Source organism: Dankookia sp. P2, from assembly GCF_050632255.1.
Taxonomy (GTDB): Bacteria; Pseudomonadota; Alphaproteobacteria; order Acetobacterales; family Acetobacteraceae; genus Paracraurococcus.
This window is the reverse complement of record NZ_CP192581.1, coordinates 3512573-3532846: the sequence shown is the minus strand read 5'-3', so window position 1 is coordinate 3532846 and position 20274 is coordinate 3512573. Positions and strand designations below refer to the sequence as shown.

21 protein-coding genes and 4 pseudogenes are annotated in these 20274 nt (G+C 70.1%); 8 read left to right on the top strand and 17 right to left on the bottom strand.

Annotated elements, in window-relative coordinates:
- The first annotated feature begins 4 nt into the window (after positions 1–4).
- Complete coding sequence (locus ACQ86J_RS20850; protein WP_431267033.1) at positions 5–979, top strand: DMT family transporter; 975 nt, start codon at positions 5–7, stop codon at positions 977–979.
- A 124-nt stretch (positions 980–1103) separates the two neighbouring features.
- Here ACQ86J_RS20850 and ACQ86J_RS20845 read toward each other — a convergent pair whose 3' ends face one another.
- The 14 genes and pseudogenes from ACQ86J_RS20845 to ACQ86J_RS20780 form a co-directional block, all read right to left on the bottom strand.
- Positions 1104–2270 (bottom strand): 3-keto-5-aminohexanoate cleavage protein, encoded by a 1167-nt coding sequence (locus ACQ86J_RS20845; protein ID WP_431267032.1) that lies wholly within the window; start codon positions 2268–2270, stop codon positions 1104–1106.
- A 52-nt stretch (positions 2271–2322) separates the two neighbouring features.
- Positions 2323–2739 carry an MFS transporter gene (locus ACQ86J_RS20840; protein WP_431272482.1) on the bottom strand — a complete coding sequence of 139 codons (417 nt, stop codon included), beginning with the start codon at positions 2737–2739 and terminating at the stop codon, positions 2323–2325.
- Positions 2734–3635 (bottom strand): annotated as a pseudogene (locus tag ACQ86J_RS20835) (MFS transporter); the annotation flags it as partial. The pseudogene ACQ86J_RS20835 and the gene ACQ86J_RS20840, both read right to left, overlap by 6 nt.
- A gap of 80 nt (positions 3636–3715) precedes the next feature.
- On the bottom strand, positions 3716–3994 hold the full coding sequence (gene catC / locus ACQ86J_RS20830) for a muconolactone Delta-isomerase (protein WP_431272481.1): 279 nt from the start codon (positions 3992–3994) through the stop codon (positions 3716–3718).
- Between the two features lie 11 nt (positions 3995–4005).
- Positions 4006–4470, bottom strand: a complete 465-nt coding sequence (locus tag ACQ86J_RS20825) for an enolase C-terminal domain-like protein (protein WP_431272480.1) — start codon at positions 4468–4470, stop codon at positions 4006–4008.
- A gap of 85 nt (positions 4471–4555) precedes the next feature.
- Positions 4556–5164 (bottom strand): annotated as a pseudogene (locus tag ACQ86J_RS20820) (mandelate racemase); the annotation flags it as partial.
- Positions 5165–5377: 213 nt separating this feature from the next.
- Positions 5378–5878, bottom strand: a complete 501-nt coding sequence (locus ACQ86J_RS20815; RefSeq protein ID WP_431272479.1) for a hypothetical protein — start codon at positions 5876–5878, stop codon at positions 5378–5380.
- Between the two features lie 98 nt (positions 5879–5976).
- Positions 5977–6117 (bottom strand): annotated as a pseudogene (locus tag ACQ86J_RS20810) (dioxygenase); the annotation flags it as partial.
- A 126-nt stretch (positions 6118–6243) separates the two neighbouring features.
- On the bottom strand, positions 6244–7023 hold the full coding sequence (locus ACQ86J_RS20805; protein ID WP_431267031.1) for a 1,6-dihydroxycyclohexa-2,4-diene-1-carboxylate dehydrogenase: 780 nt from the start codon (positions 7021–7023) through the stop codon (positions 6244–6246).
- Positions 7020–8048 (bottom strand): benzoate 1,2-dioxygenase electron transfer component BenC, encoded by a 1029-nt coding sequence (gene benC / locus ACQ86J_RS20800; protein ID WP_431267030.1) that lies wholly within the window; start codon positions 8046–8048, stop codon positions 7020–7022. The genes ACQ86J_RS20805 and benC overlap by 4 nt, the downstream gene beginning before the upstream one ends.
- 83 nt (positions 8049–8131) lie before the next feature.
- The gene (locus ACQ86J_RS20795) at positions 8132–8584 is read right to left on the bottom strand and encodes an aromatic-ring-hydroxylating dioxygenase subunit beta (RefSeq protein WP_431267029.1); all 453 of its coding nucleotides are present in this window, start codon (positions 8582–8584) and stop codon (positions 8132–8134) included.
- A gap of 11 nt (positions 8585–8595) precedes the next feature.
- Positions 8596–9453, bottom strand: coding sequence for an SRPBCC family protein (locus tag ACQ86J_RS20790; RefSeq protein WP_431267028.1), 858 nt, complete (start codon positions 9451–9453; stop codon positions 8596–8598).
- Entirely contained in the window at positions 9450–9947 is a 498-nt protein-coding gene (locus ACQ86J_RS20785) for a Rieske 2Fe-2S domain-containing protein (protein WP_431267027.1), read from the bottom strand. The genes ACQ86J_RS20790 and ACQ86J_RS20785 overlap by 4 nt, the downstream gene beginning before the upstream one ends.
- 10 nt (positions 9948–9957) lie before the next feature.
- The gene (locus ACQ86J_RS20780) at positions 9958–10155 is read right to left on the bottom strand and encodes a (2Fe-2S)-binding protein (RefSeq protein WP_431267026.1); all 198 of its coding nucleotides are present in this window, start codon (positions 10153–10155) and stop codon (positions 9958–9960) included.
- 155 nt (positions 10156–10310) lie between these two features.
- Between ACQ86J_RS20780 and ACQ86J_RS20775 the strand changes: the two genes are divergently transcribed.
- The 7 genes from ACQ86J_RS20775 to ACQ86J_RS20745 all read left to right on the top strand — a co-directional run bounded on the left by ACQ86J_RS20775 (position 10311) and on the right by ACQ86J_RS20745 (position 18259).
- On the top strand, positions 10311–11264 hold the full coding sequence (locus ACQ86J_RS20775) for a LysR family transcriptional regulator (protein ID WP_431267025.1): 954 nt from the start codon (positions 10311–10313) through the stop codon (positions 11262–11264).
- Positions 11265–11394: 130 nt separating this feature from the next.
- Complete coding sequence (locus tag ACQ86J_RS20770; RefSeq protein WP_431267024.1) at positions 11395–11757, top strand: hypothetical protein; 363 nt, start codon at positions 11395–11397, stop codon at positions 11755–11757.
- Positions 11758–11792: 35 nt separating this feature from the next.
- A complete protein-coding gene (locus ACQ86J_RS20765) occupies positions 11793–13187 on the top strand; it encodes a flavin-containing monooxygenase (protein ID WP_431267023.1) in 1395 nt (464 codons plus the stop codon).
- Between the two features lie 470 nt (positions 13188–13657).
- Positions 13658–14860, top strand: coding sequence for an ABC transporter substrate-binding protein (locus tag ACQ86J_RS20760; RefSeq protein WP_431267022.1), 1203 nt, complete (start codon positions 13658–13660; stop codon positions 14858–14860).
- 3 nt (positions 14861–14863) lie between these two features.
- A complete protein-coding gene (locus ACQ86J_RS20755; RefSeq protein WP_431267021.1) occupies positions 14864–15754 on the top strand; it encodes a branched-chain amino acid ABC transporter permease in 891 nt (296 codons plus the stop codon).
- Complete coding sequence (locus tag ACQ86J_RS20750) at positions 15751–17556, top strand: ABC transporter permease subunit (RefSeq protein WP_431267020.1); 1806 nt, start codon at positions 15751–15753, stop codon at positions 17554–17556. Before ACQ86J_RS20755 ends, ACQ86J_RS20750 begins: the two co-directional genes overlap by 4 nt.
- Complete coding sequence (locus ACQ86J_RS20745) at positions 17549–18259, top strand: ABC transporter ATP-binding protein (protein WP_431267019.1); 711 nt, start codon at positions 17549–17551, stop codon at positions 18257–18259. The genes ACQ86J_RS20750 and ACQ86J_RS20745 overlap by 8 nt, the downstream gene beginning before the upstream one ends.
- A 24-nt stretch (positions 18260–18283) precedes the next feature.
- On the opposite strand, the gene ACQ86J_RS20740 is transcribed toward ACQ86J_RS20745, so the two are convergent.
- The 3 genes and pseudogenes from ACQ86J_RS20740 to ACQ86J_RS20730 form a co-directional block, all read right to left on the bottom strand.
- Entirely contained in the window at positions 18284–18451 is a 168-nt protein-coding gene (locus tag ACQ86J_RS20740; protein WP_431272727.1) for a hypothetical protein, read from the bottom strand.
- A 64-nt stretch (positions 18452–18515) separates the two neighbouring features.
- Positions 18516–18974: pseudogene (locus ACQ86J_RS20735) on the bottom strand (enoyl-CoA hydratase/isomerase family protein); the annotation flags it as partial.
- A gap of 68 nt (positions 18975–19042) precedes the next feature.
- The gene (locus ACQ86J_RS20730; RefSeq protein WP_431267018.1) at positions 19043–20191 is read right to left on the bottom strand and encodes an iron-containing alcohol dehydrogenase; all 1149 of its coding nucleotides are present in this window, start codon (positions 20189–20191) and stop codon (positions 19043–19045) included.
- Positions 20192–20274: the final 83 nt, after the last annotated feature.

Sequence of the window (20274 nt, the reverse complement as noted above, 5' to 3'; positions counted from 1 at the left end):
CACCATGCCGCCGCAGGCAGGACCAGAGATTGCCGCGCGACGCCCGGCCGTGGCGGCGCAACGGCCGGGCGTGGCCTGCTCCACCGTGCTGCTGCTGCTGTCGGCGGTCCTGCTATTCGGCGCGTCCTGGCCGGCGGTGAAGGTCGCCATCCTGGGCACCGGCGCCACCTCGATCTGGCTGACCGCGAGCCGCTCCGGCCTGGCGGCGCTCGCCTCGACGTTTCTGCTGCTGACATCCGGCCAGCTGCGCCGGCCATCGCGGCCGGACCTGCCGGCCCTGCTGGCGATCGGCATCCTGCAGCTGACCGTGTTCTTCCTGTTCTGCAGCTTCGCCGTCCGCTACGTGCCGGCCGGGCATACCGCCATCCTCTCGAATGCCGCGGTCATCTGGGTGGTTCCGCTCGCCGCGATCCTGCGGCAGCGTGAACCGCCGCTCCGCTGGATTGCGGCGGCGCTGACCCTGGCCGGCGTCGCCACTGTCATTGATCCCTGGTCGATTGCCGCAGCCGAGGCGGGCGGGATCGGCGAGGAGATCTGCGGGTATGCCCTGCTGCTGGCCGCGGCGCTCGCCTGGGCCTGCACCATCCTGGTGACCAAGGCCTGGCCGCCACGGATGCAACTGATCGCGCTGCTGCCCTGGGCCTTCGCGCTCTCGGCGGCGCTGCTGGTGGGCCTGGCCATCCTGCTGGAACCGGATGGCGGCATCCCGCCCGCCGCCTGGCCCCTGGCGGCCTTCAACGGGCTGGTGGTCGCCCCTTTCGGCACCTGCTGCATCATCGAGCTGTCGCGTCGACTGACCCCGACCGCCGCGGCGATCGCCTTCATGATCATCCCCGTGGTCGGCGTGCTGATCTCGACGCTCATGCTGGGGGAGGCGATCAACGCCGGCCTGATCTGCGGCGGCGCCCTGATCCTCGCCGGGGCGGCGCTCACTGCGGTGCGATCGGGCAGGCCGCCGGACGCGGCACGGGGCGCTTAGGGCACGGCGCCGGGGTGGCGCGCCGCCCCGGGTCGGGCCAGGATTCCAGCGTCCTGAGATAGGCCACAAGGTCGGCGATCGGCCCCTGGCGGAGCTGGCACCCGGGCATCGCACGATGCCCGGCCTAGATCCCATCGGCCAGCGCCGCGGCGGGTTGCCCGACCGGATGGCGCCGGTGAAGGCTGCGGAAGGGCGCCGCCGCGGCGAGGGGCTGGCCCCGGTCCGGTCGGTGGCGTGGCACCTGGCGCAAGTCGCCGGCGCCGGGGCAGCGGGTCCGCCGCTGAGCGAGGCAAGGGCGGGGAGGATGCGCAGCAGGGGCGAAAATGCGACGACGCTCCTCGGCAAAGGCAGGATGCAGTCGCCGGCCCGGCGCCGATGCAAGCCCGCGCCTCTGCCCGCCCGGCGAGGCTGCCGTCCCCCGCGGATGGAACGCGACCGGCGCCTCAGGCGGCGTGCCGCGCCGGCACGGGCGGCAGGCCGAGGATGCGGCGCGCGGTGGCGGTGTCCGCGACGGGGCGGCCGGCCCCGCGGCGAGCTCGGCCGTGCGCCGCACGAGCGCGGCGTTGGACGGGGCCAGGGTATGCCGGTCCAGGCGGATATTGTCCTCGAGCCCGGTCCGGACATGGCCGCCGCGGGCGAGCGCCCAGCGGGCGACGGTGAACTGGTCGCGCCCGATGCCGGCCGCCGTCCAGGTCGCACCCGGGATCAGCTCGCGCATGAGCGCCAGCTCGAAATCCAGGATGTCCTCCCGCGCCGGCAGCGCGTTCTTCACCCCGAAGACGAATTGCACATGCGGCGGCGGCAGTATCAGCCCCTCGGCGACGAGTGCGGCGGTGTTGGTGAGCATGGCCAGGTCGAACACCTCGATCTCCGGCTTGATGCCAAGATCGCGCATCGTGGTGGCGAGCCCGCGCACGAAACCGGGCGGGTTCTCGTAGACGATGGAGGGGAAGTTCACGCTGCCGGTCGCCAGGCTCGCCATGTCGGGCCGGAGGTGCAGCATGGCGCCGCGCTGCTCCAGCGCGCGGCCGCGGCCGCCGGTGGAGAACTGCACGATGATGTCGGGGCAATGGCGGCGGATGCCCTCCTGGAAGGCGGCGAACCTGGCGGGATCGGAGCTCGGCGTCTCGTCGTCGTTGCGGACATGCACATGCACAAGCGTGGCGCCGGCCTCATGGGCGGCGTGGGTGCTCTCGATCTGCTCCGCGACCGTGACCGGCAACGCCGGGTTGTCCTTCCTGCGCGGCACCGATCCGGTGATGGCGACGGCGATGATGACGGGGTTTGGCATGCTGTCCTCCCTGGGCGGGCACGGGCCGCGCCCGTGCCCCGGCAATCCGTTACTATTCCGCCGCGACCGCTAGCGCCGAGGGGGATGGCCGCCGCGCGAAGCCCTTGGCGAGCATGGCCAGCGCCGCCAGGAAGGCCGGCACCGCCGCAACGCTAAACACCGTGGCGAGGTCCCAGCCGAGCGAGAGCAGGAAACCGCCGACCATCGACCCGAGCACGGAGCCGATCCGGCCGACCGCGTTCGCCCAGCTCACGCCGGTCGCCCGGACCGCGGTGGGGTAGTAGGCGGCCGCCAGCGCGTTCACCCCGACCTGTCCCCCGGCCACGCCAAAGCCGGCGCCGAAGATGGCGAAGACCAGCAGCCAGGGCATCGCCGTGGCGCTGCCCAGCAGCATCACGAAGGCACCTGCCAGGAGGTACGCGAAGGCGAGCACGCGGTGCGGGTCGAAGCGGTCCATCAGCCAGCCGATCAGGATGGCGCCGACCGTGCCGCCGGTGGCGAGCGTCGCCGCCATCAGCGCGGCGCTCTTCAAGGAGAAGCCGGCGGTGGTGATCAGCAGCGGCAGCCAGCTCGACAGCAGGTAGAAGACCAGCAGGCTCATGAAGAAGGTCGTCCAGATCAGCAGCGTGCCGGTGCCGAGGCCGCCCCGGAACAGCTGCGCGATGGGCAGGCCCTTCGCACGGCCGGCACTGATGAAGGCCACGGCGGACAGGTCGGCCGCCGGCGCGATATGCCGCAGCACGGCGGTGACTCGTTCGGCCGGCGCGTTGCGCAGCGCAAGGTAGCGCGGCGATTCCGGCAGCAGCGCCGCGAGCGCGGGCACCAGGGCCAGCGGCAGCGCGCCGCCCAGCACCAGCAGCCCCTGCCAGCCGAAGGCGCCGACGATGTGCGAGGCCGCGAGGCCCGCCGCCGCCGAGCCGATGGTGAAGCCGCAGAACATCAGCGTCACCAGCGAGGCGCGCCGGCGCGCCGGGCAGAATCCGAGGTGAGGGTGATTGCGGCCGGCATCGCACCGCCGAGGCCGAGCCCGGTGACGAAGCGCAGCGCCGTCAGCATCTCGACCGAGCCCGAGAATGCCGAGGCCAGCGTCGCCAGCCCGAAGAAGGCCGTCGTTACGACAAGGACGGGCCTGCGGCCCCAGCGGTCGGCCAGCGGCCCGAAGACGAAGGCACCGACCATCAGGCCGAACAGCCCCGCGCCGAACAGCGGGGCGAGCTGCGCCGGCGTCACGCCCCATTGCGCCCGCAGCGCGGGAGCGATGAAGCCGATCGCTGCCGTGTCGAAGCCGTCGATTGCGACGACCAGGAAGCAGAGCGCGATGACACGTTTCTGGAAGCCAGAGACGGGATCTCGCGTCGATGACATCCTCGACGTTCATGCTGCGGGAAGGTGGCATGATGGATTTCCTCTCCTGTTGTATTGTGGCGTGAGTTGGCCGAGCGGGATCAGTCGATCGCCGAGGGGTGCCGCGCGAGCGGCGTCACCGCAATCTCCATGAAAGGGAAGAGCGGCAGCGTGGCGAGAATCGCGTGCAGCGCGTCGTGGTCGGCCACGTCGAAGATGCTGACATTCGCGTAGGCCCCTGCGATGCGCCACAGGTGTCGCCAGGTACCGGCGCGCTGCAGCGCCTCCGCCCGGGCCTTCTCCTCGGCCTTCAGCGCCTGGAAGCGGGCGGGGTCGACATCATGCGGCACGCGCACGTCCATCCTGACATGGTAGAGCATCGGGTCCTCCCTCAGGCGCGCGCGTAGCGGCGCAGCTTGGCGCGGTCGAGCGTGACGCCGAGGCCGGGACCGGCCGGCAGGTGCACGCGGAATTCCTCGAAGCGCAGCGGCTCCTCCACGAGATCGTCCGTCAGGATCTGCGGCCCGAAATGCTCGCAGCCCCAGGCCAGCTCGCGCAGGCCGGCGAAGGCGTGCAGATGCGCGGCGGCGCCGATCGAGCTTTCCAGCAGGCAGCCGCCATAGAGGCCGATGCCGGCCGCCTCGGCCACCGCGGCGACCTTCTGCAGGGCCAGCAGCCCCGCATGCTTGACGAGCTTCAGCGAGACGACGTCGGCGGCCGCGGCCTGCGCCACCGCCAGCATGTCGTGGCCGGAGAAGACGCATTCGTCGGCCATCAGCGGCACCGCCGAGCGCGCCCGCACCCGCGCCATCCCGGCGATGTTCCAGGCCGGCAGCGGCTGCTCGACCAGCGTCACGCCAGAGCTCGGCCAGCACCGGCAGGCAGCGATTGGCCGTGGTCTCGTCCCAGGCCTGGTTGGCATCAACGATGAGACTGGCGCGGTCACCGAGCGCGCCGGCCAGGCGCCGCAGCCGGGCGAGGTCCGCCGCCGGCGAAAGGGCGCCGATCTTGACCTTGAAGGTGTCGTGCAGGCGGGCCGCCAGCTTCGCCTCGGCCTCCTCGATCTCCTGCGCGGGATCGCCGGAAGCGAGCGTCCATAGCACCGGCACGCTGTCGCGCACCAGCCCGCCGAGCAGCAGCGCGGCCGGGACGCCGAGCGTCCGTCCCACGGCGTCGAACAGCGCGGTCTCGATGGCGGCCTTTGCCGCGTTGTTGCGCTTCGCCGCGGCGTCCATCCGGGCCCCGGCGACCGCGAAGCGGTCGGCCGGCAGGCCGAGCAGGGCAGGGGCGAGGTAGGCGTCGGTATTGGCCTTGATGGCCTCGACGCTCTCCTCGCTCCAGCGCGGCCCGCCGAGGGTCGCCGCCTCGCCGATGCCGACTACGCCGTTCGCCAGGCGGAGCTCGATGATGACGTAGCTCTGCGCCGTCACCGAGGTCTGCGAAAGCTTGTGCCGGCGCACCGTCGGCACGTCGACGATCGTGCTGCGGACGGAGTGGATGGCGAGGTCGTTCCGTAGGTCGGCCGGGATGGTGATCGGGCTGTCGGGCATGCAAGGGCTCCGCTCGGGACGCAGTCGGGGGCGGCGGCGCGCGGGTTGCGCGCCGCCCGGTGTCACGCAGGATCGGGAAGGCCCGGCCACGATGGGGCCGGGCCACGCGCGGCCAGCCCGCCGGGGCGTGCGCGCGGTTCACGACGGTGCCGGGCGCCGCGGCGCCCTCGGCATGCAGCACGAAGTCGAAGGTGATCTCGGCGCAGGGCGCGTTCAGGCCCCTGGCACGCAGAGTCTCGGCGTCCTCGACCCGCCGTACCTCGGAATCAGCCCGTCCCGCGTGGCGAAGGCGAAATCGTCGTGCAGGTATTCGTCACCGTCGATGTTGATCTGAGTGGTCAGCTTCCGGTAGCCGGGCGCCACGACGAAGAAGTGGATATGCGCGGGCCGGTGGCCGTGCCGGCCGAGGCGGTTCAGCAGCTCCTGCGTCACACCGTCCGGCGGGCAAGCATAGCCGGAGGGCAGGATGGAGCGGAAGCGGTAGCGGCCATCGGCATCGGTCTCGATGCGGCGGCGCAGGTTGTACTTCGCCTGGCTGGGATCGAAGAAGGAATAGCCGCCGAGCGTATTGGCGTGCCAGACATCCACGACCGCGCCCGCCACCGGCCGGCCCTGCACGTCGCGCACCTGGCCATCCATGAACAGCACCTCGCCCTGCTCGGTGCCGTCGTCGAGCCGCGCCTCCCCCTCGACAGCGGCGCGCCCTCGATCCAGAGCGGGCCCTCGATGGTGCGCGGCGTGCCACCCTCGAGGCCCGCCTTCCGCTCGGCCTGGTCCATGCGCAGGTCGAGAAAGGTCTCAAGCCCGAGGCCCGGCACCAGCAGCCCGGTCTCGTTCGCCTGGCCAAGCCGCGTCAGGTAGGATACCGCGGACCAGAACTCGTCCGGCTGCACGTCGAAATCCTCGATCGTGCGGAACAGGTCGGACACCACGCGGTGGACGATGCGCTTCATGCGCACATCGCCGGTGCCGTCGCCGAGATTGCTGACCTTCATCAGCAGATCCTTGACCTCCTTGGTCTCCATCAGGCTGTCGGTCATCTCACGTTCCTCCGTTGCAGGGTGGGTGGTGCTGGTCGATCAGCCGAGATCCCCGCCCGCGACGGGCAAGGTGACCCCGGTGATGTAGGAGGCCTCGTCCGAGGCCAGGAACAGGATCGCCGCCGCCTGCTCCTCGATCGTGCCGTAGCGGTGCATCAGGCTGGACGCCTTGGTCTGGTCGACCACCTGCTGCATCCAGGCCTCCTCCTCCGCGCTCCGCGGGGCGGCGTTGCGCGGCACGCGGCGCGGCGGCGCCTCCGTGCCGCCGGGTGCGGTGGCGCAGACTCGTATGCCATGCCCGGCATATTCCATGGCGAGGCAGGCGGTGACCGCGTTCACCCCGCCCTTGGCGGCGGCATAGGGCACGCGGTTCACGCCACGCGTCGCCACCGAGGAAACATTGACGATCACGCCGCCCCCAGCCTCCAGCATCGCCGGCAGGACGGCGCGGCAGCACCAGAGCGTCGGGAAGAGCGAGCGACGGACCTCCGCCTCGATCTGCGCCGCGTCGTATCCAGCGAAGGGCTTCGCCCAGATCGTTCCGCCGACATTGTTGACGAGGATGTCGAGCCGCCCGAAGGCGGCCCGGGCGCGTGCCACGGCCTCGGCCGCGCCAGAGTAGGCTTCGAGGTCGGCGGTGACAGCGACGGCCTCGCCGCCCGCCTCCTGCAGGACCTCCTCGACCAGCGCCGAGCGATCCACCAGGGCGACGCGCGCCCCTTCCCGCACCAGGCGCAGCGCGACCTCGCGGCCGATGCCCTGGGCGGCCCCGGTGACGAGCGCCACCTTGCCGGCGAAGCGGCCCGCATAGGTCCTCATGCCGCCAGCCTCGCCGCATCCGCGGGCCCGCTCGGCGAGAACTTTTCATAGTGGAAGCTGGCAGGCGTCACGCCCTGTGCGGCAAGCCAGCCGCGGACGGCATCCACCATCGGCGGCGGGCCGCAGAGATAAACATCCACATCGCCGCCATTCAGGTGGCGCGGTTCCAGATGCGCGGTGACGTAGCCCTTGCGCGGATGCGCACTGGCCTCCGTCGCGACGCAGGTGGAATAGGTGAAGCCGGGAATCCGGGCGGCGAAGGCGCCGAGCTCCGCCACGCCGACCAGGTCGGCGTCGTTGGTCACGCCGTAAACCAGGTGCAGGGGATGGCCGCCGGTGCCCGTGGCGGCCAGCCGACCGAGCATGGACAGGAAGGGCGCGAGCCCCGTCCCGCCCGCCAGGAACAGCAGCGGCCGCCCCACCTCGCGCAGGTAGAAGCTCCCGGCGGGGCCGGTGAACTCCATCTGCGCGCCGGGCTGCGCGGTGCCGAGCCAGCCGCTCATGCGCCCGCCCGGGATGTCCCGCACCAGGAAGGACAAGGTGGCGGCGCCCGGGGCCGAGCTAAAGGAGTAGGAGCGCCGCTGGTCGGTCCCCGGCACCCGCAGGTTCACATATTGCCCCGGCAGGAAGGCAAGGCCCGCCGGGCGCTCCAGCGTAAAGGCCAGGCTGGTCGCCGACAGCCGCTCGACGCCGCGCAGCACTGTCTCGAAGGCCTGCGGCCTAGTCTTGCAGGCGGCTGACGCCGCCTGGACCGCGACGACAAGATCGGATTTCGGTCGCGCCTGGCAGGCGAGCGCCAGGCCCGATGCGGCCTCCTCCTCGGTCAGCGCGTCGTCGATATAGGATCCGCCGTCATACTCGCCCGATTCGACGCGGCACTTGCAGGTGCCGCAGGCGCCGTCGCGGCAGTCAAGCGGGACGTTGATGCCGAGCCGGTAGGCGGCATCGGCGATGGTCTCGCAGGCGCGGGCCTCGACGAAGCGGGTGACGCCGTCCTCGAAATTGAGCGCGATGCTGTGGGTCATGGCCGTCCGCTCCGCTCAGATGTGGTAGATGTCGACGACGTGGTGGATGTAGTCGTTCTTCAGGACGACCTTCTTGCTGCGGATCAGCGGCCGCTCCCGGTGGTGTCAACCGTGTAGAAGGAGGTGCCAAAATAGGTGTCCGTCGTCTTGTAGCGGAAGCTGTAGGTCACCCAGTTGAAGCGCAGCCTGGTCAGCCCGCCCGCCTGCTCCAGGATCTCCACGTTGCTGATGTTGTGCGAGGTACGCGGCTCCGGCAGGCTCGTCGCGCTGCTGCGCTCGGTCCGGATGCGGAAGACGCGATCCTCGAGGCCGCCGCGGTGGCCGTACCAGATCAGCGAGATCTCGGTCTGCGGGTCCTCGGTCAGCCGGTCGTCGTCGTCCCAGGACGGCATCCAGAACTCCACGTCCGGCGCGTAGTGCGCCAGCCAGGCGTCCCATTCCTTGTCGTCCAGGGCGCGGGCCTCGCGGTACAGGAACAGGGTCGCGTCCTGCAGCGTGAAGCCGTTGCGGACGGGGACTTCCATGGTGGTGGACATGGTGCTGCTCCTCAGCCTTCGGTCTTGCCGGGGGCGGCGGACAGCGCGCGCTGCATCGCCTCCTGCCAGTACTTGTGCTGCACGACGAAGAGCCCCTCATCCTCGGTCTTCACGCCGCTCATCAGCGGTTTCAGGCCGATCGCCTCGGCTGCTGGGTCGGGACCCGGGATCCAGTGCTGCGCGCCGCGCGTCATGTCGTTCCAGCGTGCGGCGCGCGCGCCCATCGACATCTGGCAGGCGCGGAACTCCTCGAGGTCATCCGGCGTCGCCATGCCGGAGGCGTTGAAGAAGTCCTCGTACTGGCGGATGCGGCGGGCACGGGCTTCGGGCGCCTCGCCCTTCGGGGCGATGCAGTAGATCGTCACCTCGGTCTTATCGACCGCGATCGGCCGGTAGGTGCGGATCTGCGAGGAGAACTGGTCCATCAGGTAGACATTGGGATAGAGGCAGAGGTTGCGGCTGCGCCCCACCATCCAGTCGGCGCGCGGTTGGCCGAACTGCGCCGCCAGCTCCCCGCGCCGCTCCCAGTTCGGCCGGTCCTCCGGGTTCGCCCAGTTGGTCCAAAGCAGAAGGTGTCCGTGCTCGAAGGAGTAGAAGCCGCCGCCGCCCTTGGCCCAGCCGCCGGCGCTCATCGCCCGCGTCGCGTCCGCCTGCGCAGCTTCCTTGCGACGGCTTGTGGTAGCCGCGTAGTTCCAGTGGACGGCGCTGACATGGTAGCCGTCCGCGCCATTCTCGGTCTGCAGTTTCCAGTTGCCGTCATAGACATAGGTGGAGGCGCCGCGCAGCACCTCGAGCCCATCCGGCGACTGGTCGACGATTAGGTCGATGATCTTCGTCGCCTCGCCGAGGTGCTCGGCCAGCGGCTTCACGTCGGGGTTGAGGCTGCCAAAAGGAAGCCGCGATAGCTCTCGAACCGCGCCACCTTCGTCAGGTCGTGGCTGCCGCCCTTGTTGAAGCCCTCCGGGTAGCCCGCGCCCTCGGGGTCCTTCACCTTCAGCAGCTTGCCGACGTTGTTGAAGGTCCAGCCGTGGAACGGGCAGGTATAGGTGGACTTGTTGCCGCGCTTGTGGCGGCAAAGCATCGCGCCGCGGTGGCTGCAGGCATTGACGAAGGCGTTCAACTCACCCTGACGGTTGCGGGCGATGAAGATCGGCTGCCGGCCCATCGTCGTGGTGAAGTAGTCGTTGTTGTTCGGGATCTGGCTCTCATGCGCCAGGTAGATCCAATTTCCTTCGAAGATGTGCGTCATCTCGAGCTCGAAGAGCGCGGGATCGGTGAAGATGTCCCGTGCCACCCGGAAGACGCCCTTGGCGGCATCGTCTTCAAGGGCGGTGTCAACGGTGGCCTGCACGCTGTCGAGCATGGACGTTCTCCTATCGGTCTTGCTTGTTCGAAGGACTGGACGGCGCCGCCGCGCCGACATGCAGGGCGTTCAAAATGGACGCCGTGCAGCGGCCGCACTGGGCGTGGCAGCCGCAGCGGGCGTAGACCTCGCGCGGGCGGCGGGCACCCTGATGGATCGCGTCGGCGACCTGCCTGTCCGTCAGGGCATTGCAGAGGCAGAGGAACATGGCGCTGCCCTCAGCCTTCACGCTGGGAGCGAGGCGGGACCGGGTCCTGGCGCGGTATCTTGGACATCGTGTTTCCTCCGTCCGGGCCAGATGCCGCCTTTCGCCGGACCGTTTCCAAGACTAAATAGGTTGCAACAATACCTGGGAGGTATCGGGTGGACTCGCGGCAGCTCCGCTACTTCGTCGCCGTGGCGCGCGAGCGGAATTTCACCCGCGCGGCGGCGATGCTGCACATCGCTCAGCCGCCGCTGAGCCGCGCCATCCAGCAGCTCGAGGACGAGTTCGGCGTCGCGCTGTTCGACCGCGCGAGCCGGCCGCTCGCGCTCACCGATGCCGGGCGGCTGCTGTTCGAGCAGGCGGTGCAGGTGCTCGACCGGATGGAGGAGATGCAGGCGATGGCGGCGCGCATGCGCCAGGCGGAACGCACGCTGCTCGGCATCGGCTTCGTCGCATCGACGCTCTACGGCTACCTGCCGGAGGTGATCCGTCGCTACCGCGCGGCGCGGCCGAAGGTCGAGCTTACCTTGCTCGAGATGACGACGATGGAGCAGATCGCGGCGCTGAAGGAGGGCCGCATCGATGTCGGCTTCGGCCGCATCCCGTTCAACGACCCGGTGATCGAGCGGACGCTGCTGCGCAACGAGACGCTTTGCGTCGCTCTGCCCTTGACCCACCGGCTTGCCTCGCGGACAGGCCTGCTGAAACTGGCCGAGTTCACGGGCGATGCGTTGGTCGTCTATCCCAGGGCGCCGCGCCCGAGCTTCGCCGACCAGGTGCTTGCGCTGTGCCGGGCGCGCGACGTGAAGCCGCAGGCGGTGCATGAGGTGCGCGAGTTGCAGACCGCGCTCGGCCTGGTGGCTGCGGATAGCGGCGTCTGCATCGTGCCCGCCTCGGTTGAGCGGCTGCGGCGCGACAACGTGGTCTACCGCCGGCTGGACGAGCCCGGGGCGGTCTCGCCGATCATCATGAGCACGCGCAAGGGCGACCGCTCGCCGGAGATCGGCCTGCTCTTGAGGACTAGTGAAGGAGATGTACAAAAAGGAAGGCATCACCTTCGGCGCGTGAGCGTCGAGGCCTGCGCCGGATGGCTGGTTCGCCCTGGCTCGTGAGCGGACGATGCGGAAGTCGCCCTGCAGGTGCGCGGCCCCGCCGGCCGCCGACATGGACGCAGGTCGGGCGACCTGACTATCATCCCGCAGCGAGGCGGCCACGAGAACAACGCCTCGGGGCGAGGCGACGATGGACGATTTCGATGAATCCCTGCAGGCGTTCCAGCGTGCGGCCCAGGCCCGGCGCTCCGCCGCGGGCTGGCTCGATGCCTTCGAGGCGGCGCTCGCAGCCCGCGATGCCGCACGGATCGGCGCGCTCTTCCATGCGGACTCCCATTGGCGCGACATCCTGGCCTTCACCTGGCACCTGACGCCCGCTGCCGGCCGGGACGCCATCGCGCTGCGCCTCGCGGCGGAGCAGGGCGCACGGCCGCGCGCGGCTTCCACCTGCCGGAAGGCCGGAAGCCGCCCCGCCAGGTCAAGCGCCTGGGCATCGACAGCGTCGAGGCGATCTTCAGATCCAGCACGGCGGAAGGCCGTGGCGCCGGCCTGATCCGCCTTTCGCCAGCGATCGAGGAAGACGGCGCGATGAAGGCCTGGCTGCTCTCGACCACGCTCGAGGCGCTGGCAGGCCACGAGGAGCGGATCGGCGCCAACCGGCCGACCGGTGCCGCCTACTCGCGGGATTTCGGCGGCGACAATCGGGCCGACATGCGCCGCAAGGCCAGCGCTTACGACGACCGGGAGCCGGCGGTCCTGGTGATCGGCGGTGCCCAGGCGGGTCTCTCCATCGCCGCGCGGCTCAACCAGCTCGACGTCGACACCCTTGTTGTCGAGCAATGGCCGCGCATCGGCGACAGTTGGCGGAAGCGCTACCACTCCCTCGCGCTGCACAACTCGATTCACCTGAACCACTTGCCCTACATGGAATTCCCGCCGACCTGGCCGAAATACATCCCGAAGGACATGTTGGGAAACTGGTTCGAGTTCTACGCCGACGCGATGGAGATCAACTGCTGGACGGGGACCACGTTCGTCGGCGGTGCCTGGGACGAGGCGGCGAAATGCTGGACGGCCCGGGTGAAGCGCGCCGATGGCGACGAACGCATCCTCCGGCCCCGTCATCTTGTCTTCGCCAACGGCGTCAGCAGCTATCCGATGCTTCCGGACCTGCCGGGCCTCGACGCTTTCAAGGGTGAAATCATCCATTCCGAGGGCTTCGACAGCGGCGCGGGCTGGGCGGGGAAGAACGCGCTCATCCTGGGCACGGGCAGCAGCGCCAACGACATTGCGCTCGATCTGCATAGCCACGGCGTGAACACGACGCTGATCCAGCGGGGTTCCACAACCGTCGTTTCGATCGATCCGAGCGCCAGGCTCAACGAGGCTATCTGGGACGAGGGCGGACGGCTCGAGGATTGCGACCTGATCGTCTCCTCCGCCACGCCGCCGCTGATCATCAAGGCCTACAAGGCCGTCACGCAGCGCATGCTCGAGCTCGACCGCGAGATGATCGAGGGCCTCAGGGGCATCGGGTTCAAGCACGATGTCGGTGAGGACGAGACCGGTCACCAGATGAAGTATTTCCGCCGCGGCGGCGGCTACAATCTGGATGCCGGAAGCTCCGCCCTCATGATCAAGGGCAAGCTCGGCCTGCTGCAGTATGACCGGATCGAACGCTTCACCGCCGCCGGCGCGCTGCTCAAGGACGGCACGACGGTGCCGGCCGACCTCATCGTCCTGGCGACCGGCTACTATCCGCAGGAGGAGCTCGTCCGCCGTGCGATCGGCGATGCGATGCTGGACCGCATCGGGCCAGTCTGGGGCATCGGCGAGGATGGCGAGCTGAACAACATGTTCAAGCGCACGCCGCAACAGGGCCTTTGGTTCATCGCCGGCGGCCTGTCGCAATGCCGCATCAACTCGAAATACCTCGCGCTGCAGATCAAGGCGATGGAACTCGGGAAGCTCGGCCCACTCTAGGGCAGTCCGCGTCGCGCAGCGCCGCCGCGAGGTGGGGCGGCACCGCTTTCCAATCCCGGCGCAATGACGCATGCTCCCGGCCGGCCGAGGCGCGGCATACGCGTCCAGGGTCGGAAAAGGGGGAAGACGAGCGGCCATGAGCGAGCTCTCGCTGCGCCAGCGCGCGCCGGAGTCGGCATGCGGCAATCGGGATCCGGTCCGGAGCCAAGCGCTCGATTCCGGTACTACCGAGGCCGACCGAGCCTTCTCCGCCCTGCCCCTACGTGATGACGTGCCCGAGCCGCAGGTTCGCGGGTTCGCCGACATCGCCCTCCACGCACCGGCGCCGCATCCGCATGCCGGTGGCGCCCGCGTTCCCATGCACGGCGCGGCCCGGCGCCCATGGCACCGCGCGTGGCGTGCCGATCCTGCTCAACGAAGCACAATCGCCCGGCGAGGGATGACGGCGAAGTCCGAAGGGGGAGACCAAGATGAAGATGAACCGCAGGAGCCTGGCACTGGGCGCCGCCGCGCTGGCATTGCCGGGCCTCGCCCGGGCGCAGTCCGGCACCATCAAGCTCGGCTTCACCGCCGCGCTGACCGGCCCCTTCAACGAGTTCGGCGAGGGCATCAATCGCGGCGCGCAGATCGCCGTGGAGGAGTGCAACAAGGCCGGCGGCATCAACGGCCGCATGGTCGAGTTGGCCGAGGTGCTGGACGACCAGCTGGTGCCGGACCGCGCGGTGCAGAACCTGCGCCGCATCCTCGACAACCGCGAGATCGTCGGGCTCATGTGCCCCTCCGGCTCTGGACCCACCTTGGCGATCGCCGACATGATCCAGGCCGATGGCCGGCCGATCATCAACCCGCAGGCGCAGACCCCCGCGATCGTCTATCCCAACGGCCCGGACAAGCCGCCGCGGCCCAACCTGTTCTCCATTTCCATCGGCAACCTGGTGGAGTCGGAGAAGCTGGCGGCGGCGCTGTCGCAGTTCGGCCGCATCGGCATCCTGCACGAGAGCACCGGCTACGGCGTGACCGGCGCCGACCTGGTCCGGAAGGCGATCACCGGCCGCAAGCCGGACGCCAGGGTGACGGTGGAAAGCTACAACCAGCGTGCCCAGGACATGACCGCCCAGCTGGTCCGCGTGCAGCGCGCGAATGCCGAGGCGATGCTGGTCATCGGCCTCGGCGCCGATTTCGCGGTGATCCGCCGCAACATGAGCCGGCTGAACATGAACCTGGCGCTCTACGGCGCCGCCGGCGCGGTAACTGTGCCCTATATCGAAGGCGCCGGCGACCTGGTGGCGGGCACCCGCGCGGTGAACCATGCAGCATTCGGCCGTCGCCCGATGCACCCGGCGGCACAGAGATCTGCCGATCTCTACCGGGCGAAGTTCGGCACCGACCGCTGGTACGGGCCGGATGCCGCCAACCCGCTCATCTCGCTCGCCGGCACCGTGGGCAGCGGCTACGACTGCATCAGCCTGCTGATCGACGCGATCCGCCGCGCCGGCTCGACCGCCCCGCGCGACATGGTGGGCGCTCTGGACCAGACCAGGGATTTCGAAGGCGCGACCGTCCGCCGCATCAGCTTCACGCCGGAGAACCACGTGGCGCTGAAGCTCGATGACCTCGGCACCTACGAGATGCTGAAGCGCGGCGACCGCGTAGTGCTGGAGCTGCGTGACTAGGCGATGGATGATTTCTTCTTCTCGCTGCTGCTGGCCGGGATCAGCGTGGGCGCGGTCTATGCGCTCATCGCGCTCGGCCTGAACCTGACCTTCTGGACCACGAGGACGCTGAATTTCGGCCAGGGCTCGCTGATGATGCTCTGCGCCATGCTCACCGTCTTCCTCTCCAGCCAGGGCCTGGCGACCGCGATGGCAGTGCTTGGCAGCCTGGTCGCCGTCGCGGCGCTCGGCATGTTCATCGAGCGCTGGACGGTACGCCCAGCCCTGCAGTCCAGCGGCGGCAGCATGGGCTGGGTGGTCTCCACGCTCGGCTTCGGCATTTTCCTGCAAGGCATGGCGGCGAAGTATTTCGGCTCGCAGGCCATGGCCTTTCCCGACGTGGTGTTCACCGCCCAGGATTTCGTCACCCTGTTCGGGCAGTACGTCTCCCTGCAGTATCTCGTGGTGCTGGCGGTTGCCGTCGCGCTGATCCTGGCCTTCGAGCTCTTCATACGCCGCACGGTGTGGGGCCAGGCGGTGCACGCCGTCTCGCTCGACCCGGAACTGGCGCTGGTGCAGGGGATCCCGGTGCGACGCCTGATCCTCGGCTCCTTCATGCTCTCCTCGGTCCTGGCGGGGGTGGCCGGGGTGCTGATCGCCCAGATCGGCGGCACGGTGGACCCCGCCTTCGGCTTCGACCTGGTCCTGCTCGGCTTCGTCGCCGCGGTGCTGGGCGGCATGGGCAGCTCGCTCGGCGCGCTGGCCGGCGGGCTGATGGTCGGCGTCATCAGCAAGCTGGTGGGCGGCTACGTCTCCACCGCGGCGGAACACGGCATCGCCTTCGCGCTGCTGATGCTGGCGCTGGCGGTGCGGCCGCAGGGCCTGTTCGGCCGGCCGGAGGTCAGCAAGGCATGAATGCGCTGCGATCGCGGCTGAGCGCGGCCGTCGCCGACTGGCGCGTACAGGCGGCGCTGGTGCTGGCGCTGCTGCTGGTGGCGCCGCTACTCTCCCCTGGAACCCTGCAGATCGCCAGCTTCGTGCTGGTTGCCGCTATCTTCGCCCAAAGCATCAACCTGCTCACCGGCCTTGCCGGCCAGATCTCGCTCGGCCATGCCGGCTTCTTCGGCATCGGCGCCTATTGCACCGGCATCCTGGTGAAGACCCACGGGCTCGACATGACGCTCGGCGTGCCGGCGGCGGTGCTGCTGGCCGGGCTGACCGGCTGGCTGCTGTCCTTCCCGGCCAACCGGGTACGCGACGTTTACCTGGCGATGATGACGCTCGGCTTCGGCATGGTGTTCTTCGAGGTCGTGCGGGAGTGGAACGACCTCACCGGCGGCACCATGGGCCTGCCCGGCGTGCCCTCGGCGGCACTGCGTACGCTGAGCATCCTCGGCATCAAGGTCGACGGGCTGCGCTACTTTCAGCTTATGCTGCTGCTCACCGCGGGCGTCATGCTGCTGGTGCGGAACCTGACCCAGTCGCGCATCGGCCGCGCCCTATACGCCATCCAGGTCAGCGAGGTCGCGGCCGGCAGCATCGGCATCCCGGCCGGCCGCACCAAGCAGCTGGCCTACGCGCTCTCGGGCGCCCTGGCGGGGCTGGCGGGCGCGCTCTACGCGCATCTCGTCGGCTATCTCGGGCCGGAAAGCTTCGCCCTGCCGCGCTCGATCGAGGTGCTGGTGATCGCCATCGTCGGCGGCCTGGGCTCCATCGCCGGGCAGGTGCTGAGCGCGGCGCTGTTCACCTTCCTGCCGGAACGGCTTCAGGTCTTCGCCGAATGGCAGTTCATCGCCTATGGGCTCATCCTGACCTTCTCCCTGCTGGTGCTGCCGCGCGGCATCGGCGGCCTGCTCTTCGACCCGCCGCGCTTCATCAAGCCGCGCGCCCTGGTCCGCGCCACCCATCTGCGCGCGGATGCGACCGCGCTGCGCCCCGAGGGCGATGGCACCGCGCTGGAGGCCGAGGGCATCACCATGCGCTTCGGCGGGCTGGTCGCGGTGGACGATGTCTCGCTGCGGCTGCAGCCGGGGCGGATCACCGCGCTGGTCGGTCCGAATGGCTCGGGCAAGAGCACCTTCGTCAACGTCGTCACCGGCATCTACCGGCCGGCTGCGGGGCGTGTGCGCTTCGGCGGCCAGGACATCACCGGCCTGCCCGACCACCAGGTGGCCAGGGCCGGCGTGGTGCGGACCTTCCAGGACCCGCGCCTGGTGCCGCATTTCACCGTGCGGGAGAACCTGCTGCTCGGGGCGCACCGCCAGCTGCGCCATGGCGGCCTCGCCGCCACGCTCGCCCTGCCCTCCGCCATCGCCGAGGAAGCCGCGCAGCTGGCGCTGGTGGAGGCGGTGCTGGCGCTGTCGGACTTGACCGAAGTGGCGGACCGGCCGATCGACACCCTGCCCTACGGCACCCGCCGCATGGCCGAGGTGGGCCGCGCCCTGCTCGCCCGCCCGCGCGTCATCCTGCTCGACGAACCTGCGGCGGGGCTGTCCGAGACGGAGATGGACCGGCTCGCGCAGCTGATCCGCGACATGAAGGCGATGGGCCTGGCCATCCTGCTGATCGACCATCACATGGATTTCCTGGCGGAGCTTGTGGACGAAGTGGTGGTGCTGGACAGCGGACGGATGATCTACCGCGGCGACATCGCCGGCATGCGCGGCGATGCGCAGGTGATCGCCGCCTATCTCGGCGACGAGGCCGCCCATGCTTGAGCTGCGCGATCTCTCGGTGCACTACGGTGCGGTGCGGGCGCTGGACGGCGTCTCGCTGCAGGCCGCGCCGGGCGGCATCACCGCCATCCTCGGCGCCAACGGCGCGGGCAAGTCCTCGCTCATGCGGGCGGTCTCCGGTATCGCGCCGGTAGCGGCCGGCCAGGTGCTGCTGGATGGCCAGGACATCACCGCCCTGCCGCCGCCGGCCAGGGCGAAGCTTGGCGTCGCGCATGCCATGGAGGGCCGCCGGCTGTTCCGCCAGCTGACGGTGGAGGACAACCTGAAGCTGGCCTGGAGCTTCGGTGCCCGCCGCGAGGCGCTGGGAGCCTCCCTGGCCGAGGTCTATGCCCGCTTCCCCATCCTGGAAGCCAAGGCGCGCATCGCGGCCGGGCTGCTCTCGGGTGGGCAGCAGCAGATGCTGATCCTCTCCTGCACCACCATCCGCAGCCCGCGCTTCCTGCTGCTGGACGAGCCTTCGCTCGGCCTCGCGCCGATCATCGTGCAGCAGATCTACGGCTTCATCACCGACTATGCGGCGCGGAGCGGCATCGTCGTCGTCATCGCCGAGCAGATGGCGGCCCTGGCCCTGAAGGTGTCGCGCCAGGGCCTGGTGCTGCGGCGCGGCCGCGTGGCGCTGGCTGGCAGCGCAGAGGAGCTGCTGCGCGGCAAGGACGGCAAGACGCTGGCCACCAGCTACCTGTAGGGCGCCGCGCCGGTCCCGGCGGAGCTATCCCGGCTGCTCCATCAGCGCCAGGCCCTCCATCGCCAGGCCGTAGCCCAGCAGGTCCTGCATCCGCTTGCGCAGGTGCTCGGTGAACATCAGCCGGGTGTAGCGCAGCAGCAGCGTCGGCTTCTGCGCCAGAAGGCGGGCATGTTCCCAGGCGCGGTCCAGCACCTGCAGCCTGCGGCAGCACCTCGTTCACCAGGCCGAGGCCGAGCGCCTCCCCGGCGCTCAGCGTCTGGCCGGTCAGCAGGAAGTAGCGACCGCGGTTCATCCCCATCAGCAGCGGCATGACGATGTGCATGCCGTCGCCCGGCAGCATGCCCGACATGAAATGCGCCGAATCCTGGAACTGCGCCGTCTCCGAAGCCAGAACGATGTCGGACAGCAACGGGATCTCGCAATGCCGCCAGGCCGGGCCATTGATGGCGGCGATCACCGGCACCTCGATGTTCAGCAGGTTCATCAGCAGCGCCCGGCCTTCCCAGTGAACCCGGTCATAGGCCGTGGCGGTGATGCCCTGGGCCAGCGAGCGCGTCGCGGCCGTGGCACGGAGGCCGGAGAACTCCTCGCCCGTGCCGGTCAGGATCACCACGCGGTTTTCCCGGTCGCGCGCCACCTCGGCGAAGGCGTCGGGCAGCTCGCCATGCGGCACCAGGCCCCAGCGGAGCGGGCCGTCATCGGTATGGAGCCGCATCTCAAGGATGCCGTCCTCGCGCCGCATCCTGAGGCACGAGAACCGGTCGCGGTAGCTCTCGAAGCGGCTCATGCCGCATGCTCCAGGATCTCCATGACCTGCTCCGGCCCCTCGATGCGGCGCGGATTGCGCGGCACCCAGGGCGTGGCCATGGCGCGTGCGGCGATGCGGGGAAAGGCATCGTGCCCGATGCCGACCGCGCCCAGGCTGCGTGGCATGCCGAGCCCGGCGATGAGGGCGTGCAGCGCCTCCGCCGCTTCCCCACCCGGCTGGCCCATGGCGGCGGCCACCCGCGCCTGGCGGTCCGCATTGGCCGCGCGGTTCCAGCGCATCACCGCCGGCAGCATGATGCAGGAGGTATGGCCGTGCGGGATGTCGAAGGCCGCGCCCAGGACGTAGCCGATGCCATGGCTGGCGCCCATCGGCACGCCGGTCGCCAGCGGCGCCATGGACAGCCAGGAGCCCAGCTGGCACTCGAGCCTCGCCTCGAGGTCCGCCGGATCCGCCCTCACCCGCGGCAGCCCGGCGGCAAGCAACCCGAGGCCGTGCAGCGCCTGCGCATCGGCATAGGGCTGCGCCTCGGCGGAGCAGATCCCCTCGACGCAATGGTCCACCGCGCGGATGCCGGTCGAGAGGAACAGCCATTCCGGCGTCGCCAGAGTCATCGCCGGGTCGAGCACCACGGCCGCGGGGATGGTCCCGGGGTGGTGGAACACCTCCTTCACCCGGCTGCGCTCATCCGTCACGCCGGCGAAGGCGCTGAACTCGCCGGCCGAAAGGGTGGTCGGCACAGCCACTTGGCGCAGCCGCGGGGCCTGCAGGATCGCGCCGCCGGGGCGCAGCCGGTCCATCGCCTCGGTGCTGTCGATATCGTTGGCGAGGCAGAGCTGCACCGCCTTCGCCGCGTCGGTCAGCGACCCGCCGCCGACCGTGACGATCAGGTCGGCGGCCGCCTCGCGCGCCATGCGGGTGGCGTCCAGCACGGCGCCGCGCGGCGAATGCGCCGGCATCCCCTGGTATTGCCCCGCGAACCGCTCGCCGAGCGAATCGCGGATGCGCGCGACCTGGTCGGTGTCCCGCGCCAGGGTGGCGCTCGCCATCAGCAGGACGCGCCTCGCGCCCAGGCGCGCGGCCTGTTCGGCCACCGCCTGCGCCGCTGGGCGACCGAAGACCACCTCCTCCATCCGGCTGAACACCACGCGCCCATTCGGGGTCATCGGCATTTCCTCCCTTGGCCGCGATCAGGATATCCATCTTCGTGGCCGCTGCGCCACGCTGCCCGGGCCAGGGCGGGGCCTGT

Excerpts from the sequence above, each read along its gene's own strand:
- ACQ86J_RS20850 (WP_431267033.1), top strand. The coding sequence starts at position 5 with ATGCCGCCGCAGGCAGGACCAGAGATTGCCGCGCGACGCCCGGCCGTG.
- ACQ86J_RS20845 (WP_431267032.1), bottom strand. The coding sequence starts at position 2,270 with ATGCCAAACCCCGTCATCATCGCCGTCGCCATCACCGGATCGGTGCCG.
- catC (WP_431272481.1), bottom strand. The coding sequence starts at position 3,994 with ATGCTCTACCATGTCAGGATGGACGTGCGCGTGCCGCATGATGTCGAC.
- ACQ86J_RS20805 (WP_431267031.1), bottom strand. The coding sequence starts at position 7,023 with ATGAGGACCTATGCGGGCCGCTTCGCCGGCAAGGTGGCGCTCGTCACC.
- benC (WP_431267030.1), bottom strand. The coding sequence starts at position 8,048 with ATGACCCACAGCATCGCGCTCAATTTCGAGGACGGCGTCACCCGCTTC.
- ACQ86J_RS20795 (WP_431267029.1), bottom strand. The coding sequence starts at position 8,584 with ATGTCCACCACCATGGAAGTCCCCGTCCGCAACGGCTTCACGCTGCAG.
- ACQ86J_RS20785 (WP_431267027.1), bottom strand. The coding sequence starts at position 9,947 with ATGCTCGACAGCGTGCAGGCCACCGTTGACACCGCCCTTGAAGACGAT.
- ACQ86J_RS20780 (WP_431267026.1), bottom strand. The coding sequence starts at position 10,155 with ATGTTCCTCTGCCTCTGCAATGCCCTGACGGACAGGCAGGTCGCCGAC.
- ACQ86J_RS20770 (WP_431267024.1), top strand. The coding sequence starts at position 11,395 with ATGGACGATTTCGATGAATCCCTGCAGGCGTTCCAGCGTGCGGCCCAG.
- ACQ86J_RS20765 (WP_431267023.1), top strand. The coding sequence starts at position 11,793 with ATGAAGGCCTGGCTGCTCTCGACCACGCTCGAGGCGCTGGCAGGCCAC.
- ACQ86J_RS20760 (WP_431267022.1), top strand. The coding sequence starts at position 13,658 with ATGAAGATGAACCGCAGGAGCCTGGCACTGGGCGCCGCCGCGCTGGCA.
- ACQ86J_RS20755 (WP_431267021.1), top strand. The coding sequence starts at position 14,864 with ATGGATGATTTCTTCTTCTCGCTGCTGCTGGCCGGGATCAGCGTGGGC.
- ACQ86J_RS20750 (WP_431267020.1), top strand. The coding sequence starts at position 15,751 with ATGAATGCGCTGCGATCGCGGCTGAGCGCGGCCGTCGCCGACTGGCGC.
- ACQ86J_RS20745 (WP_431267019.1), top strand. The coding sequence starts at position 17,549 with ATGCTTGAGCTGCGCGATCTCTCGGTGCACTACGGTGCGGTGCGGGCG.
- ACQ86J_RS20730 (WP_431267018.1), bottom strand. The coding sequence starts at position 20,191 with ATGACCCCGAATGGGCGCGTGGTGTTCAGCCGGATGGAGGAGGTGGTC.